The sequence below is a fragment of the bacterium genome, from assembly GCA_024228115.1.
Lineage (GTDB): Bacteria > Myxococcota_A > UBA9160 > UBA9160 > UBA6930.
In genome coordinates this window covers 1-1,139 of the sequence record JAAETT010000609.1, presented here as the reverse complement: position 1 = coordinate 1,139, position 1,139 = coordinate 1, and the positions used below count along the sequence as shown (strand labels likewise).

The window sequence follows — 1,139 nt, the reverse complement described above, 5'->3', positions numbered from 1 at the left end:
CGGTACCATGATTCGAATTAGATTTCGAAATTTAAATGATAGCCCGGATGCTGGAGAAACATTTGTGCAGGTTTTTGATGAAATTTTGCGTCAACAATTCGACGGTACCCCAGATAATACGACAATCGGGGTGGAAGTGCGCCATCCGGCGCTTAGTTATCCGGCATTTTTACCATTCATGCCGAAGAAGAAACTAAATGCGCAGTGGGTACTGGCATTATTATATAAAATTATGCAATCTGAAGAAGAATTGAATTTGGACGATGAATTATTATTATCCTTTACGTCTGTGATAGTTCCGCAGAAAGGTGCCGGGTGGCACAAACGTCAGCGAGGTCGCTGGGCTAGTTGGTTTTCGAGAATGTGCGATAAGGGAGGATGCATACAACAGATATTGAATAAAGATAATTTGTGCGCGGCGAGGGCTATCATTGTAGCCCTCGCCTATAATAATCGGGAGGCGGATCCGGCGGCGTACAAAGCTTTGCGCCGTAATGACCGAGGTGCTACGGCGCAAACCAAATCCGCCCAAGATTTGATGGACGCCGCCGGACTGCCGGATGCCCCTTGTGGCCCAGATGAAATTAAATGTATGGAGCAGGCGCTGTTGGAGCGCGGAATGTCCGTGCAGGTAAAGGTATTTGCCAAGGACTGCTGTAACGCCTTGTTATACAGCGGTACCGAAGCAAACGAGCAGGTTTACCTTTACCTGCACGATGGTCATTATGATATCGTCAAATCGCCATCCGGGTTTTTTAATTCATCCTTTTACTGCAAACACTGTGATAAAGCATATTCGAATAGATACAAACACCGCTGTAAATATGTATGCACCAAATGTGATGCCCGTGTACCTTGTGCCATTGGTGAGAGAAAGCATTGTGCCATATGTAATTGCAATTTTAATTCTGTGGAATGTTACGATAGGCATTTGGCTGTGAATCAAGGCAGTAGTAGATGTATGCGTTTTAAATTGTGCAGAATGTGCAGAAAAGGTTATCCCACAAATCGCCAACACGTGTGTGGAGCCGCAAAATGCCGCAACTGCGGCAAATTCTACAAAGAGACGCATTATTGTTTCATACAACCAATTGTGGATACACCAAACAAAAAACGGGTAGCACCAGGTCAGCAACTCG

The 1,139-nt window shown here is 45.2% G+C and carries 1 protein-coding gene; it reads left to right on the top strand.

The genetic code is table 11. The features are described from left to right. Positions 1–1,139, top strand: a 1,139-nt coding sequence (locus tag GY937_25425; GenBank protein MCP5060057.1) for a hypothetical protein, incomplete at both ends; no start/stop codon positions are given.